The sequence below is a fragment of the Wenzhouxiangella sp. YN1 genome (assembly GCF_056324145.1).
In genome coordinates, this window is record NZ_JBJNIO010000115.1 from 15,605 (window position 1) to 30,919 (window position 15,315).

The 15,315-nt window shown below is 62.1% G+C and carries 12 protein-coding genes, 1 pseudogene and 1 riboswitch; of the genes and pseudogenes, 9 read left to right on the forward strand and 4 right to left on the reverse strand.

The features are described 5' to 3' along the window. The first annotated feature begins 5 nt into the window (after positions 1-5). Complete coding sequence (locus ACEWQZ_RS02845; RefSeq protein ID WP_476481562.1) at positions 6-2,741, forward strand: restriction endonuclease; 2,736 nt, start codon at positions 6-8, stop codon at positions 2,739-2,741. 108 nt (positions 2,742-2,849) lie between these two features. Here ACEWQZ_RS02845 and ACEWQZ_RS02850 read toward each other — a convergent pair whose 3' ends face one another. The 4 genes and pseudogenes from ACEWQZ_RS02850 to ACEWQZ_RS02865 all read right to left on the reverse strand — a co-directional run bounded on the left by ACEWQZ_RS02850 (position 2,850) and on the right by ACEWQZ_RS02865 (position 4,189). Further along, on the reverse strand, positions 2,850-3,113 hold the full coding sequence (locus ACEWQZ_RS02850) for a Txe/YoeB family addiction module toxin (RefSeq protein WP_476481563.1): 264 nt from the start codon (positions 3,111-3,113) through the stop codon (positions 2,850-2,852). Next, a pseudogene (locus ACEWQZ_RS02855) lies at positions 3,110-3,271 on the reverse strand (type II toxin-antitoxin system Phd/YefM family antitoxin); the annotation flags it as partial. The pseudogene ACEWQZ_RS02855 and the gene ACEWQZ_RS02850, both read right to left, overlap by 4 nt. A gap of 8 nt (positions 3,272-3,279) precedes the next feature. Next, positions 3,280-3,795: a DUF421 domain-containing protein gene (locus tag ACEWQZ_RS02860; protein ID WP_476481564.1), complete on the reverse strand. Its 516-nt coding sequence runs from the start codon at positions 3,793-3,795 to the stop codon at positions 3,280-3,282. A 163-nt stretch (positions 3,796-3,958) separates the two neighbouring features. Then, entirely contained in the window at positions 3,959-4,189 is a 231-nt protein-coding gene (locus tag ACEWQZ_RS02865) for a hypothetical protein (protein ID WP_476481565.1), read from the reverse strand. Positions 4,190-4,404: 215 nt separating this feature from the next. Here ACEWQZ_RS02865 and arfB point away from each other — a divergent pair, with 215 nt between their 5' ends. The 8 genes from arfB (at position 4,405) to ACEWQZ_RS02905 (ending at position 15,298) form a co-directional block, all read left to right on the forward strand. Then, positions 4,405-4,830 (forward strand): alternative ribosome rescue aminoacyl-tRNA hydrolase ArfB, encoded by a 426-nt coding sequence (arfB, locus tag ACEWQZ_RS02870; RefSeq protein ID WP_476481566.1) that lies wholly within the window; start codon positions 4,405-4,407, stop codon positions 4,828-4,830. Between the two features lie 54 nt (positions 4,831-4,884). After that, a riboswitch (cobalamin riboswitch) is annotated at positions 4,885-5,093 on the forward strand. Positions 5,094-5,173: 80 nt separating this feature from the next. After that, positions 5,174-5,587 (forward strand): hypothetical protein, encoded by a 414-nt coding sequence (locus tag ACEWQZ_RS02875; protein ID WP_476481567.1) that lies wholly within the window; start codon positions 5,174-5,176, stop codon positions 5,585-5,587. Next, positions 5,568-7,844: a 5-methyltetrahydropteroyltriglutamate--homocysteine S-methyltransferase gene (metE, locus tag ACEWQZ_RS02880; protein WP_476481568.1), complete on the forward strand. Its 2,277-nt coding sequence runs from the start codon at positions 5,568-5,570 to the stop codon at positions 7,842-7,844. Before ACEWQZ_RS02875 ends, metE begins: the two co-directional genes overlap by 20 nt. Positions 7,845-8,073: 229 nt before the next feature. Next, complete coding sequence (locus ACEWQZ_RS02885; protein WP_476481569.1) at positions 8,074-9,381, forward strand: amidohydrolase family protein; 1,308 nt, start codon at positions 8,074-8,076, stop codon at positions 9,379-9,381. Beyond that, positions 9,378-10,607 carry an amidohydrolase family protein gene (locus ACEWQZ_RS02890; protein WP_476481570.1) on the forward strand — a complete coding sequence of 410 codons (1,230 nt, stop codon included), beginning with the start codon at positions 9,378-9,380 and terminating at the stop codon, positions 10,605-10,607. Before ACEWQZ_RS02885 ends, ACEWQZ_RS02890 begins: the two co-directional genes overlap by 4 nt. Positions 10,608-10,818: 211 nt before the next feature. Next, positions 10,819-12,066 carry a threonine/serine exporter family protein gene (locus ACEWQZ_RS02895; RefSeq protein ID WP_476481571.1) on the forward strand — a complete coding sequence of 416 codons (1,248 nt, stop codon included), beginning with the start codon at positions 10,819-10,821 and terminating at the stop codon, positions 12,064-12,066. A gap of 206 nt (positions 12,067-12,272) precedes the next feature. Next, positions 12,273-15,029 (forward strand): EAL domain-containing protein, encoded by a 2,757-nt coding sequence (locus tag ACEWQZ_RS02900; RefSeq protein ID WP_476481572.1) that lies wholly within the window; start codon positions 12,273-12,275, stop codon positions 15,027-15,029. Then, a complete protein-coding gene (locus ACEWQZ_RS02905) occupies positions 15,026-15,298 on the forward strand; it encodes a polyhydroxyalkanoic acid system family protein (RefSeq protein ID WP_476481573.1) in 273 nt (90 codons plus the stop codon). The genes ACEWQZ_RS02900 and ACEWQZ_RS02905 overlap by 4 nt, the downstream gene beginning before the upstream one ends. The last annotated feature ends 17 nt before the right edge of the window (positions 15,299-15,315 follow it).

The following is a 15,315-nucleotide window of genomic DNA, read 5'->3' on the forward strand; positions in this document are numbered from 1 at the left end:
TGGCCATGAGACTTCGATTCGATCCAGATCAAGGCTACCAGCTCGACGCGATCTCGGCGGTAACCAGACTCTTTCGCGGCCAGCCGGGCCCGGAGTCGGGTGTCTCGCAGTTCGAACAGGATGCGCTGACCAGTCTCCAGCTTACGGAAGTCGGCCTGGCCAATCGCTGTGTGCTGACGCCGGAACAATGGCTCGACAATCTGCGCGAAGTGCAGCGGGCCAATGGAATAGAGGCGTCCGAGCGATTGGAGGTACTCAAGGATTCCGACGGGCAGGTGCTGGGCAATTTCCCGAATTTCACCGTGGAAATGGAAACCGGCACCGGCAAGACCTACGTCTATCTGCGCACGCTGCACGATCTGCACAAGCAATACGGCTTTTGCAAGTTCGTGATTGTGGTGCCGTCGGTCGCGATTCGCGAAGGCGTTCTGAAGTCCCTGCGCGTCACCGAGCAGCATTTTCGACAGCTCTACAATGCCCAGCGCGTGGAATTTACCGCCTACGAGTCGGCGCGGGTGCACCAGTTGCGCAACTTCGCGCTTTCCGACGCCCTGCAGGTGCTGGTGATCAATATCGACGCCTTTGCCAAGGATGCCGACTCGGCGCCGGGCTCGCGCAACAAGGGCAACGTGATCAACCAGCTTCGGGAAACCGGCATACGGCCGATCGAGTTCATCCAGCAGACCCGGCCGATCGTGGTGCTGGATGAACCCCAGAACCTGGAAACCGACAAGCGCAAGCGCGCCATAACGCGGCTGAACCCGATGTGCACGCTGCGCTATTCGGCGACTCATCGTGATACTTACAACCTCGTCTACAGTCTCGACCCCGTTCAGGCCTATGAGCTGGGGCTGGTCAAGCAGATCAGCGTGGATTCGGTGGTCGACGAGAGCACGGAGAATCAGGCATTCGTGGAGCTGGAGAGCTTCAATTCCACCTCACGCTCGATCTCGGCCAAGGCCACGATCTGGGTCAATCAGGCCAAGGGGCCGAAGAAGAAGCGCGTCACGCTGAAAAACGGCAGTGATCTCTACAAGCTCTCGAAACAGCGCGAGATCTATCGCAATGGCTTTATCGTCAACGAGATCGACGCCGAATCGGGCTTTGTCCGCTTCGCCAACGATGTGACCGTGCGCGTGGGCGTTCCGCACGGCGCGGCCGGCGAGCAGGTCATGCGCATGCAGATCGAGGCGACGGTGCGCCGGCACTTCGAGAAGGCCAGCCGACTGGAGCCGCTGGGCATCAAGGTCTTAAGCGTATTCTTTATTGACCGGGTTTCCAGCTACCGCGTCTATCACGAGGATGGCTCGACCTCGCTGGGGCCGTTTGGCGAGTGGTTCGAGGAAATCTATTGCCGGTACGCGGCCATGCCCGAGTACCAGGGTCTCTATGACATGGAGGCGGAAGAGACGCATAACGGCTACTTCGCCCGCGACAAGCAGGCGCTCTCACCCTACTCCGAGAGCACTTTCAAGACCAAGTCAGGGGCCGAGGGCGGCGCCTTCGAGCTGATCATGCGCGACAAGGAGCGGTTGCTGAACGTCAACGAGCCGCTTCGCTTCATTTTCAGCCACTCGGCGTTGCGCGAGGGCTGGGACAACCCCAACGTCTTTCAGATCTGCACGCTGGCCGAGACCCGCTCGGAGCTGCGCAAGCGCCAGGAAATCGGCCGTGGCCTGCGGCTGTGCGTAAACCAGAACGGTGAAAGGGTGATGGACCGCCATCTCAACCGGCTGACCGTGATCGCCAACGATACCTACGAGGATTTCGCCCGTCAGCTTCAATCCGAGATGATGGCTGACGGCGTGACGTTCAAGAAAGGCATGGTCAAGAACGAGCGCAAGAAGGTGCAGGTGCGCCTGCGCAAGGGCTTCGAAGCCAATCCGGACTTTCTGGCGCTGTGGGAACGCATTCGTGATCGTACGCGCTATCGCGTGAACTACCGCACGGACGAGCTCATCGAGCAGGCCGTCGAGCGGGTGCGCGATGATCTGCCTGCCATCGGCCGACCCCAGGTCGTTCTGACCCGGACGGATCTGGATATCACACGCGCCGGAATCGATTCCCGGGTAACCGGCATGCGGCCAGAGTACGTGGCTGCGCGCTTCCGGATTCCCGACCTGATTGCCCGGATTCAGGGCCGCACCGGCCTTTCCCGCTCCACGGTGGGCCGGATTCTGCTGGACTGCGGGCGCCTGGGCGAAGCGCTGAACCATCCCCAATCCTTCATCGACCAGGTAGCAGCCTTGATCAATGCAGAGTTGCGCAAGCTGCTCGTTCAGGGCGTCGAATACGAAAAGATCGGCGACAAGGTCTGGGAAATGCGCCGATTCGAAGACAGCGAGATCGAGACTTTCATCGACAACGCCCACGAGGTGACGAGGCCCGACAAGACAGTGTTCTCGCATATCGTCATCGACGGCGATTCGAGCCCCGAACGGCGCTTCGCCGAGGACTGCGAAAACAACGACGACGTGCTATTTTACTTCAAGCTGCCGAGATGGTTCGTCATCGACACACCCGTTGGCGAATACAACCCGGACTGGGCGCTGGTCTTTCGAGGCGAGAGCACCCTCTACTTCGTAGCAGAGACCAAGAGCGCCAGCGAGCGCGAGGACCCGGCCGGTGAGCTGCTCCGCTCGGTCGAGCGGATGAAGCTCAAGTGCGGTAGAAAGCACTTCAAGCAATTCGAGGACATAGTCTTCAAAAAAGCGCCGAGCCTCAAGGATCTGCTGAGTTAGGGCCAACGGGGCTGGCTGCTCCTCCGCTTCGGCGGATCCAATGGCCTCACGATTACTTCCTCCATCGTGATGGAGTCGTCCAGAGATGAACGCGCGGCTTGGGAAAAGCTACTCGTAGTGGCTCCACAATCGCAGCACTTTGACGACTTTCCGATCCTCGAGTACCTGGTAGACCAGGCGGTGCTGGCTGTTGATGCGGCGCGAACAGGCGCCGGCCAGGTCGCCCACGAGTTTCTCGAACGGCGGCGGTCGATGGAACGGATCTTCGGCGATAACGGCCAGCGGTTCCCGGGCCTTGGGCTTCAGCCCGCTGGATGCGAGCTTCCTGGCGTCTTTCTGGGCCTGTCTGGTGTAGACAAGCTTCCAGTTCACCAGTCCAGTTCCTCGTCGCATTCATCGACGGAACTGGCCATGCCCTCCCGAATGGATTCGCGCATTCCGGGTACGGAGAGCAGAAACAACGTCTCCTGGATGGCCGCCCAGTCCTCCTCGGCGACGAGAACCGCCTTGTTGCGCTTGCCGGGGATCACGAACTGCTTCACTCCAGCTTGCCGGCGGCCACTACGCTGATGTTGCCGCTGCGCTCCAGCCGCGCCAGCCTCACCTGCTCGAGGCTGTCGAGGCCGCCCTTCTCGCGCAGCGCACCCATCAGATCACGCTTGCTGATGTGGCTTGTGCGCATGGCCTTCCACTGGATCTCGCCGTCGACGACCAGCGTGCTGCCCGATCCCTTGACGATGCCTCCGAGCCATTCGATGTTGTAGGAAAGCAGGGCCAGCAGGTAGTGGAGCAAGACCAGCACGAGCCCGGCACCCAGGCTCTCGAAGAACGGACTGTTGCCGGTGATTGCCCGCGCGAGAATCGACCCGATGATGATGCCCATGATCACGTCGAAGGCGGTGAAATCGCCCATGAAGCGTTTCTTGCCGATACGAACAAAAGCGATGCCGACAGGATAGGCGACGATGGCGCGCGCCGCCATCTGCCAGACCGTCAGGTCATTGTCGTCCAGCCCCAGAACCGTAGTCAGCACGAACCCGATCTGTTCGAGCATGGCAGACCTCCTCTTTCGCGGCAGGAGCTGACAGTCTACTTCGAATCGCAGGCAGTCGACACCGACTGCTCAGCCTGTGCCGAGGCCGCTGGTGCCGACGAGCAGGAAGGCGGGAGGCCGCGCCCGACTGCCCCGAAATGACGGGCCGCCGGGCGACAAGGCGTCAGAGGTTGGCGAGCGCCCCGCCCATCAGACCGAACACGATGCTCAGAGCGATGAAGATCACCATCCACAGCAGCGCTGCCTTGGCCCAGTTGGCCTTGCTTGGCGGCGTGGAGCCGGAAAACGCCCACACCAGCAGCATGATCAGGTTGAGCAGCGGAATGAAGGTGATGAGCAGCGTCAGCATCCAGTTCCCGAGGCTGACCGGTGCGTTGTGTTGTTGATCTTGCATGAAATTCCTCCCGATGGTTGATTACTGCGGTTCTCAGGGCCTGGCCCTGAAACCACACTTACGAAACCGGGAGCTGGATCATGCCACTGCACCCGCTCCGATCAGCCAGGCGGCCGCTGCCCTTTGCTGCGGCCGCCGGCGCGCCTCGAGCACGCGCCGGCCGGCAGCGGCGGGCTTGCTTTATTGCGCCCCACGGCGTTCAATGGTGGCTACCGATGCCTGCCGTTTCCCGACGTTTCCTGCCGCCTGAAAACGAGCTGGATGAACAATTCATCCTGGCCGGTGGCCCGGGTGGGCAACATGTCAACCGCACCGAAACCGGAGTACAGCTGCGCTACGACGTGCTCAATTCAGGTTTTCTGGCGCAGCCGGTAAAGATTCGCCTGCTGGATCTGGCCGGAAGGCGCGCCGGTACCGACGGCGTGATCACGATCGAGGCGAAAACCCATCGCAGCCAGCACCGCAATCGCGAGGAAGCGCGTGAACGTCTGGCCGCGCTGATCGAGCGAGCTCATCAGCGGCCGAAAAAGCGCATCCCCACCCGGCCGAGCCGATCGGCAAAAAGGCGTTGGAAGAAGAAAAAGCAGCGGCGCAAGGAGATCAAGCGGGCGCGCAGAACACCGCGCCTGGACGATTACTGATCAACGGCTCGAGCAACCGTCCGCCGGCATTCATGCACAACGGCTTCGCATTTGCGTTAGGATGAAATCGATGGTTCCCGCAAGGGACTAACAGGGAATTCGGTCAGGCGGTGATCTCATGCCGTTGAATCCGAAGCTGCCCCCGCAACTGTAGGCGGTCAGGACACTTCCTGATGCCACTGGTCCGAGCAACCCCGCCGGGCCGGGAAGGCGAAGTGTTTGATGCCGCAAGCCAGGAGACCTGCCATCACCATGACATCCGGAAGAACCGGTCGGGGTGGACCGGTGGAGGTATCGACATGTTTGCTGCAACAGCACCCCGCTCGATTTCGGGGCGGTCCTGATGGCGCGCTACAAGCCAGCGGGAAACTCCCGAAATGACAGAACCGAAGCGCACGCCAGCCGTTCGCTTCACAACCATGCCGCCACGCGTTTCGATCCAGAATCGGACGACCCCGGTGGCCTGCTGCGTAAAGCACTGTATTCGGACGGTCGCGACGTCGATCCTGAAGATGTGATCCTGGCGTGGCTGTTCGTGTTGCCCCGGCGGCGCTCACGCGCAGACGCCGCACGGCAGGTTCTGACCGAGCTCCCCGCGCCCACCCCCTGCCCAACGGCCGCACAACAACGGCTGCTCGATCTTCTGGAGTCGATCTCGGCTTCTGTCCCGGCAGCGGCAAATGACGCCGCAGTCGCGAAGGAAGAAGCTTTTCCGAACGCCAACAAAGGAAGGAAAGATGACGATCCAGTCCGCTAATCTTGGTTTTCCACGCATCGGCGCGAAGCGACAGCTCAAGAAGGCAACCGAAAAGTACTGGCGCGGGGACATCGACCAGGCCGAACTGCTGCAGGTCGCCTCGGAGCTGCGCCGCAGCCATTGGAAGATGCAGCACGAGGCAGGAATCGACGTGATCCCCTGCAATGACTTCTCTCTCTACGACCAGGTGCTCGACATGGCGGCAACGGTCGGCGCCGTTCCGGAGCGTTTCGGGTCGGTCGGTTCGGAGGTCGATCTGGACACCTGTTTCGCCATGGCGCGTGGCAGACAGGACGCCACGGCCATGGAGATGACCAAATGGTTTGATACCAACTATCACTACATCGTGCCGGAATTCGAGGCTGGGCAGACCTTTGCGCTGTCTTCCAGCAAAGCGGTCGAGGAATTCGAAGAGGCGCAGGCCCTGGGCATCGACACCCGACCGGTGCTGATCGGCCCGGTCAGTTTCCTGAGCCTGGGCAAGGGTCGCGATGCAGCCTTCGACCCGCTGGAGCTGCTCGAATCGCTCTTGCCGGTCTACACACAACTGCTTGAGCAACTGGCCGCTGCCGGTGCCACCTGGGTGCAGCTCGACGAGCCCGTTCTCGGCCTTGATTCGACCGCTGCCCGGCGTTTGGCCATGCAGCGCGCCTACGAGGTGCTGGGAACATCCGACCCGAAGCTGCTGGTGGCAAGCTATTTTGCCGGCCCGGGCGACAACCTGGAGACCCTGGCGGGTCTGGATATCGACGGCGTACATCTCGACCTGGTGCGCGCACCGGAAACGCTGGACAGGCTTGCCGACAAGCTCCCGCAGGACTGGCTGGTTTCGCTGGGCGTGATTGACGGCCGCAACGTCTGGCGCGCCGATCTCGACCAGCGCCTGAAGATGCTCGAACAGGCGCAGCAGGTGCTGGGCAGCCGTTCCCTGCAGGTTGCGCCGTCGTGCTCGCTGCTGCACTGTCCCATCGACCTCGAGCTGGAAACCGGGCTGGACGGGGAACTGAAATCGTGGCTGGCCTTCTCCAGGCAGAAACTGGATGAGCTCGACGCCTTGAGCAAGGCGCTGGCCGGGCAAGGTGAGCAAGTCAGCGAGCGTTTCGAGGCCAGTCGTCGGGCGATTGCCTCGCGCCGCAAGTCAAGCGCGACCACCAACCAGGCCGTGCGTTCCCGAGTTTCGGCCATCAGCGATGACGACCTGCGGCGCAACAACCCCTATGCGACACGGCAGGCCATTCAGCGGCAACGGCTCGACCTGCCGAAATACCCCACGACTTCCATCGGGTCGTTTCCCCAGACCGCCGAGATCCGCAAGCTGCGGGCAGCGCATCGGCGCGGCGATCTCGACGCCGACTCCTACCGCCAGGCCCTGCGCAAGGAAATCGAGAAAACCATCCGCACACAAGAAGAACTGGGGCTGGACGTGCTGGTGCACGGAGAATTCGAGCGCAACGACATGGTCGAGTACTTTGGCGAAAAACTCGATGGCTTCGCCTTTTCCAGGCACGCATGGGTGCAGTCGTACGGCTCGCGCTACGTGAAGCCGCCGATCATCTTCGGTGACGTACAGCGACCCGAGCCGATGACGGTCGAATGGTCGACCCATGCGCAAAGCCTGACCGATCGCCCGGTCAAGGGCATGCTGACCGGCCCGGTCACCATCGTGGAATGGTCGTTCGTGCGCGACGATCAGCCGCGCAGCGAAACCTGCCGCCAGGTCGCGCTGGCGATTCGCGATGAGGTCAAGGACCTGGAGGCCGCCGGCATCGGCGTGATTCAGATCGACGAGCCGGCCCTGCGCGAGGGGCTGCCACTGCGCCGCCGCGACTGGCCCGACTACCTGTCCTGGGCCATCGACTGCTTTCGCCTGGCGTCAACGGTGGTCGATGATGCCACTCAGATCCATACCCACATGTGCTACTCCGAGTTCAACGACATCATGGACTCCATCGCCGCGCTGGATGCAGATGTCATCTCCATAGAAAGCTCGCGCTCGCGCATGGAGCTGCTCGACAGCTTTGTCGATTTTCGCTACCCCAATGAAATCGGCCCCGGCGTCTGGGATATTCACTCGCCGCGCGTCCCTTCAGCAGCCGAGATCACCGAGCTGCTGGACAAGGCGGCCCGCCGGATCGACCCCGATCGGCTGTGGGTCAACCCCGACTGCGGCCTCAAGACCCGCGACTGGGAAGAAACCCGGGCCTCGCTGGAAAACATGGTGGCCGCCTCCCGGCAGATGCGTCAGCAAGCCGCCTGACAGGGCCGCCAGGGCCAGCCTGCCCAGCCGGCCTGCCCGGCCCGATCGCACTGCGGTCGGGCTGGGCAGACCCGGCGCCCGTGGATGAACGTCAACCGGGCCGGCAACCAGCTCACAATTTGCCGTCGTTTCAGTCCATGCCGATCACACGCTGCAACATTTCCGGTTGCATTGCGCCTTTGCTCCTGACATGTTGTTGAGCTTGTCAGTCAATCCCAAGGAGAGCCTCTTGAGACAGCTTTCACACTGGCTGGCAGCAAGCCTGCTGCTGGTCGCAATCTCACCCGCTGCGCTGGCGGATACCCACGCCTTCGTGGGGGCCAGGGTCATTCCCGTCGACGGTGATCCGGTAGAAAACGGCGCGTTGATCGTGGTCGACGGCAAGATCAAGGCCGTCGGCAGTCGCGACCAAGTCGACATTCCTGCCGGCGCCGAAGTCACCGAACTCGACTCGGGCACGGTCATCATGCCCGGCATTGTCGACACCCACAGCCACATCGGCGAGGTTTCCGGCGCCGACAGCTCCGGCCCGATTCAGCCCGAGACCCGGGCAATGGATTCGGTCAACGTTCTCAGCTCAGGCCTCAAGCGGGCGCTGTCGGGCGGCATCACCAGCGTCAATATCATGCCCGGCTCGGGCTACCTGATCAGCGGGCAGACGGTCTACCTCAAGCTGCGCGACGGTCGCACCATCACCGACCTGGCTTACCGCTTCGACGACGGCGGCATTGCCGGCGGCATGAAAATGGCCAACGGCACCAACCCGATGCGCAAGCCGCCCTTCCCGGGCACGCGCGCCAAGTCTGCAGCGCTGGTGCGCGCAGCCTACATCGAGGCACAGGAATACGCCGACAAGAGAAAGAACGCCAAGGCGGGCGAAGCGCCGGCGCGTGATCTGGGGCTCGATGCCCTCAGCGAGATTCTCAGCGGCAAGCGCATGGTGCACTTTCACAGCCATCGTCACGACGACCTGATGACCGCGATCCGCCTGAAAGAGGAATTCGGCTTCCGCATGGTGCTGCACCACACCTCCGAGGCGTGGCGCGTGGCCGATGAGATCGCTGCTGCCGGCGTTCCGGCGTCGCTGATTCTGATCGACAGCCCCGGCGGCAAGCTCGAGGCAAAGAACATGCTGACCCGCTCGGCCCCGGCCATGGAGAAGGCCGGCGCCAAGATCGCCGTGCACACCGACGACTGGGTGACCGACTCGCGCTATTTCCTGCGCATGGCCGCCATGGGCATCCGCGCCGGCCTGTCACGCGAGACCGCACTGGAAGCACTCACGATCAACGGCGCGGAAATGCTCGACATCGCCGACCGCGCAGGTTCGCTCACGCCCGGCAAGGATGCCGACTTCGTGATCCTTTCCGGCGACCCGTTCAGTGTCTATACCCGCGTGCTCGAAACCTGGGTGGAGGGCAAGCGCCGCTTCAACCTGAACGACCCTGACGACCGCCTGGTTGCCGAAGGCGGCGTCAACGCGCTGTCGGACGACGACGGCAAGGGCCACATTCACGGTCACGGAGGCACGGAATGAACCAGATGATTCGCAACACGGCCATACTGGCACTGCTGGCGCTCGTCAGCCTGCCCGTTCTGGCGCAGGACATTGCCGTGCGCGCCGACAAGCTCTACACCGCGCCGGGCAAGATGATCGAAAACGGCGTCGTCGTCATCACCGACGGCAAGATCAGCGCCGTTGGCCCCGCCGGCTCGACGGCAATCCCCGACGGGCTCATGGTGCTGGAATCGGCCGTGGCCACGCCCGGCCTGATCGACGCGCGCGCCACCGTGGGCCTGTCAGGCTATCTCAATCAGCCCGACGACCAGGACCAGCTCGAACGCTCGGCGGCCATCCAGCCGGAGCTGCGCGCCATCGACGCCTACAACCCGCTGGAAAAGCTGGTTGAATGGCAGCGCGAGCACGGCGTGACCACCCTGCACACCGGCCACGGCCCGGGTGAGGTGGTCTCCGGGCAGATGCTGATTGCCAAAAGCGCCGGCCGCACCATTGATGACGCCGTCGTGCGACCGTACTCGGCCCTGGCAGCAACGCTGGGCGCAGGTGCGACACGCCACGAGCGCTCGTCGCCGGGCAACCGCTCCAAGGCGGTGGCCATGCTGCGCGAACAGTTCTATGCCGCGCAGGACTACCGCGACAAGCGCGAATCAGCCGACAAGGACAAGGCCCCGGCGCGTGACCTGGGTCTGGATGCCGTGGTCGATGTCCTCTCCGGCGAGGTGCCGCTGATCATCCAGGCCCATCGCCACAGCGACATCATGAATGCCCTCCGGCTGGCCGACGAATTCGGCTTCCGGCTGATCCTGTCCGGCGCCAGCGACGCGCATCTGCTGATCGACGAGATCAAGGCCGCCGACGTGCCGGTGATCATTCACCCCACCATGGCGCGAGCCCAGGCCGGCGGCGACACCCGCAACATGGCTTTCACCACCGCCGCACAGCTGATGGACGCGGGCATCGAGGTTGTCATGCAGTCGGGTTTCGAGGGTTATGTACCCAAGACCCGCGTGGTGCTGCTGGAAGCCGCCATGACCCTGCCCCACGGCGCTACCTTTGAGCAGGCGCTGGAGATGGTCACCATGGCGCCGGCACGCATTCTCAACCTGGCCGACCGCGTCGGTTCGCTGGAAGTGGGCAAGGACGGCGACGTTGCCCTGTTCGACGGCGATCCGTTCGAATTCACCACCCATGCCATTGGCACCGTTATCGAAGGCCAGCGAGTTAGCGAGACTCGACGCTAACCGATCACTATTACCCCGGCAGCAATCCGTTTGCTGCCGGGGTAACAATCAAGACAAACAGTCGTTTTTTCGCAGCAATCACGGTCAATACCGGCCCGACAGCCCCGCTTGGATGAGCGCGACTGTACACGGCGAAGTCTTCTGGGGAACCGACACTCGATTGTGCGACACTTCCGGGGGACCATCGCAGTGAGAAACCTCGGAAAAACCCGTGAACAAAGCCTTTGCTAACGTAGCCAGCAGTAAACCCTCCGACCTATCCAGCCGCCACGCTCGACTGGTGCTCAACCTCGGCCGCGCCCTGCTGAATGTGGGCTCGCCGGCCCATCGTCTGGAGTCGGCGATGAAGATCATGGCCGAGCGCCTGGGCCTGCAGGCAGAGTTCTTTTCCACGCCCACGGCACTGATCATTTCTCTCAAGGACGGCGACCGGCAGGAAACCTTTCTGGCCCGCTGTGAGCCGGGCTCGGCCAACCTTTCGAAACTGGCCGACCTGGCCGAAGTGATGGACGACCTCGACACTGGCCGTGCCAATCCGGAGCAGGCCGATGAGCGCGTTCACGCCATCGACACCGCACCACCACTCTACGGCGCCTGGCTGGAAGTGCTGGCATTTGTGCTGATCGCCGGTGGTGTCACGCCGCTGCTCGGCGGCGGCTGGCGTGAAACCGTGCTGGCTGCACCGCTGGGTGGCGTTGCTGGCTTGAGCATCTGGTGGATGCGCCAGCACGTTGAGCGCGCGCGCCTGATCATGCCCCTGGTGTCTGCCCTGATCACCTTCCTAGGCTCCCTGTGGTGCGGGTTCGACGGCCGCACGGCGCTGATGCCCGTAGTCCTCGCGGCGATGATCCCCCTGCTGCCCGGCATGGATCTGACCACCGCCGCGCGCGAACTTTCCACCGGCCACCTAGTTTCTGGATCCTCGCGTCTGTCGTTTGCGGTGACCATCTTTGCGCTGCTGGCGTTCGGTCTGGTACTCGGCGGCATGGCCGGCCAGGCCATCGTTGGCCCCGTCGCCTTGACTGAATCCTCATTCAGGCCGGCATGGATGATCTTCCCCGGCCTGATCTGCGCTGCCGGAGGGCTGATGATGCTTATTCAGGCCCACGCGCGCGACTGGATCTGGATTCTGCTGGTGTCCATCATCTCCTGGATTGGCGCCAGCCTGGGCGGATGGCTGGAAGCACCGATCATCGGCGCGTTTACTGGCGGCCTTGCCGTTGGCCTGGCAGGCAACCTTTATGTGAAATTTTCGGGCCGGCCCTCCTCGATTCTTCACATTCCGGGCCTGATTCTCCTGGTACCGGGCAGCATCGGCTTGCGCAGCCTGGCTACGCTACTGCAGGACGATGTGCTCGGCGGCCTGGAAACCAGCGTTCTGGCTGGCGTCACAGCCATTGCACTTACCACAGGGATGATCCTTGCCAGCGTACTGATGCCGCCACGCAACGTGCTCTGAGCGTGCTCCGAGCAATCAGTCCAACCGCCCTGGTCTGCTGTGCGTATGGCAAGCCGCGGCCGTTTTCCGTATGCTGAACATCAGAATCCACCTTGGCGCGGGAGGCCCCGGTGGGAAATGAGATAGCTGAAACGGGCGACCGGCCCGTAGACAGACAGGCTTCGGGCCGGCCATCGTGATCCTGCGCGATACGCGGAGAAGAGCGGATGAGCCGAGCACTGATCGTCGATGATCAAGAAGAAAATCGCTATCTGCTGCGGTCGCTGTTGCGGGCCCACGCCTTTGATGTAACTGAAGCCGGGAACGGCGCCGTGGCACTCGAGCTGGCGCGGCGAAAGCCACCCGATGTAGTCATCAGCGACCTGCGCATGCCGACCATGGACGGCTATACCTTGTTACGGGAGTGGAAAGCCGACCCAGGCCTGGCGACAATTCCCTTCCTGGTCTATACGGCAACCGGCACACAGACCGAGGACGAGCGCCTGGCGCGGGACCTCGGCGCCGACGCCTTCCTGATCAAACCGACCGAACCGCAAGTGTTCCTGAAGCGGCTCAAAGCTGTGCTGGAAAACTCCGATGGTCAGCCAACGCAACCGCGCCAGACAAAACCTTCAGGCGTGGCGGCAGAACGACGATACAGCCAGGCGCTGGTGCGCAAGCTCGAAGAACGCAGCGCTGAGCTCGTACAGCGGGTCCGGGAACTGCAGTCGGCAAAATCACAGATCCAGCGGCTCAAGCAGCTGTATTCCGCGCTGAGTGCGATAAACAAGCTGATCGTGCAAAACCATTCCCGTCAAGCACTACTCGAAGGCGCGTGCCACATCGTCGTCGAGCGCGGCGGACTCAATCTGGCCTGGGTCGGATTGCTTCAGAACGACAGCAAAACCATCCAGATGGCCGCCAGCGCCAGCAACGGCGATTATTCGAAATTGTTCGCGCAGACGACGCCTTTCGTGGTCGAGCAGCCTCTCGACAAGCCCGTCGAGATTGCTATTGGGGAAGGCCGCATCTTTATAAGCAACAACCTGTCAACCGAAAGCCGCCTGGCGGGAAACCATCAACTGTTCCGTGAGAATGGTCTTCAGTCAGCAGCCGCTTGTCCACTGCGAAGCAATGGTGAGACTGTCGGTGCGATCAGTCTGTTTTCCGGCGAGCCAGACTTTTTCGATTCAGCCCTGATCAGGCTGGTCGAAGAGGTTGCCGCCGACCTGTCATACGCACTCGATAGGTACCATTGGGGATCACTCTGGCAGGCAACCGAAGCCAGTTTGAAGTCGGCCGAAGAATTCAATCGCCTCAGTCGACGGGCCATCGAGGCCTCTCCCAACGGCGTGATGATCACCTCGGCGGGCCACTCGGGCACGCCGCTGGTGTATGTCAACAGCGCCTTCGAGCAGATCACCGGCTACACGCGCGAGGAGGTGATGGGCCGCGACCCCAACTTCCTCAAGGGTGAAGACACGAACCAGCGTGAGCTGTTCGAACTCCGCCAGGCGATTCGTCGCCACCAGGAGGGCAAAGCGCTGCTGCGCAACTACCGCAAGGACGGCACGCCCTTCTGGAATGAGCTCACGGTGGCTCCGGTCTTCGACAGCAAGGGCAGGGTCAGTCACTTTGTCGGCATCATCAACGACGTTACCGAGCGTAAGCAGTACCAGGAACAGCTCGAACGGCAGTACAGCCAGGATGCGCTCACCGGCCTGGCCAGCCGCAACCTGTTGCAGGACCGAGTCGAACAGGCGATGGCATCAGCCAGGCACAACCAACACCACATTGCCCTGCTGTTCATCGATCTCGATCAGTTCAAGCGTATCAACGACAGCCTCGGAAGGTCTGCCGGTGATGAAGTCCTGCGCGAGGTTTCAGCGCGATTGCAGCAACAGGTCGAGTCCCCCAACACCGTTGCACGCCTCGGCAGCGACGAATTTGTCATCCTGCTGACCGACATCGAGAGTGCCGACGAGTTGCCGGGCCGGGCCACCGCCGCGCTCGCTATATTTGCGCCGCCGTTCAAGGTTGCCGGCCGCGAGATGACCATTACGGCAAGCATCGGAATCAGCGTTTTCCCAGATAATGGCGAGGACTACAACACCCTGCTGCGCAACGCCGACATCGCAATGTACCGGGCCAAGCAATTCGGCACCAACCAGTTTCGCTTCCACACCAATGAAATGAATGCCCAGGCGCTGCAGCGAGTCGACATGGAGTCCAGACTTAAGCGTGCCGTTGACGGGCTAAAGATGCAGCTCTATTACCAGCCCGTGATTGCCCTTTCCAGCAGCCGGGTCATCGGCGCCGAGGCACTGCTGCGCTGGCACGATGGCGAACGCTGGGTGTCGCCAGAGGAGTTCATTCCGGTAGCCGAAGACACCGGGCTGATCATTCCATTGGGCCAGTGGGTACTTGAACAAGCAGCAAGACAGGTTGGCCAGTGGCACAGCAACGGCATCCCGCTGAACGTCGCCATCAATCTTTCCGCGCGACAGTTTCGTGAGCCCGACTTGAGCGAACACATTGTCTCCGCGCTCAAGCGCGCCGGCGTACCCGCCAACTGGGTGCGCCTGGAAATCACCGAGTCGGTAGTCATGGACAACGCTGAGGAGGCAGCCGAAATTCTCGGCAAGCTCAAGGCCCTTGGTCTGGGGATATCCGTCGACGACTTCGGAACCGGCTATTCCTCCCTGGCCTGCCTGCGGCGCTTTCCGATCGACCAGTTCAAGATCGACCGCTCCTTCATTCACGATCTGGAACAACACAACGAAAGCGAAGCCATCGTCATGGCCATAATTCACCTTGCTCACAGCCTCGGGCTGAGCACCGTGGCCGAAGGCGTTGAAACCGAACGGCAACGCGACTATCTTTCACAAGCCGGCTGCGACCTTGTTCAGGGTTTTCTCTATAGCAAGGCACTGCCGGCCGAAGAATTCGCCCGCTGGGTTACAGAGTACAAAGAAAAACAATGAGCATCGACATCCGCAAACCGCATTCCATGAGCCTTGAGGATGCCCAACAGGTTGCTGATAAGCTGGCCTGTGATCTTGCCGAGAGGTTCAGCGTCAACTACGGCTGGGAGGGCGATACCATCGTATTTGAACGCCCTGGGGTAAACGGCAAAATCAACGTCGACGACCAGCTCATTCACGTGCGCGCCAGGCTTGCCTTTCTGTTCAGCTACTTGCAACCGGCCGTTGAAAAACAGATCAACCGCTACCTTGACGAACACTTCACATAGACCGATGCCACATCGCC